This is a genomic window from Citrobacter sp. TBCS-14 (genome assembly GCF_005280805.1).
GTDB lineage: Bacteria > Pseudomonadota > Gammaproteobacteria > Enterobacterales > Enterobacteriaceae > Citrobacter > Citrobacter gillenii.
The window spans coordinates 274-669 of the sequence record NZ_SZWM01001321.1 but is presented as its reverse complement, the minus strand read 5'-3'; the positions used below and the strand labels follow the sequence as shown (position 1 = coordinate 669).

The window sequence follows — 396 nt, the reverse complement described above, 5'->3', positions numbered from 1 at the left end:
ATTGGCGGAGGAGACATCCGCCTCAACCAGATGGTGAACTTCCTGCAGGCGCAGTTTAATAAACCAAGCGCTGCCGAACAGGATGCCGCCGCGCTGAAACAACTTCAGCAGAAAACGCAGGCGCCGCAGAGTCGCCGAAAAGACGACGGTCGCGTGGTGGTTGAAGGGGTGGGTAACCTGATGCACCACATCGCTCGGTGCTGCCAGCCGATTCCTGGCGATGAGATTGTCGGGTTTATCACCCAGGGACGCGGTATTTCCGTCCACCGGGCGGATTGCGAACAGCTGAATGAACTGCGCTCGCATGCGCCGGAACGTATTGTTGACGCGGTTTGGGGCGAAAGCTACTCGGCAGGGTATTCGCTGGTGGTTCGCGTCCAGGCTAACGATCGCAGC

General features: G+C 59.1%; 1 protein-coding gene (only partly in view). It reads left to right on the top strand.

Annotated features, from left to right (window positions below):
* Window positions 1-396, top strand: part of the annotated coding region (locus FDX22_RS27590; protein ID WP_370317965.1) for an ACT domain-containing protein (this coding region is incomplete at its 5' end). The annotated region continues 210 nt past the right edge of the window; 396 of its 606 annotated nt are in view.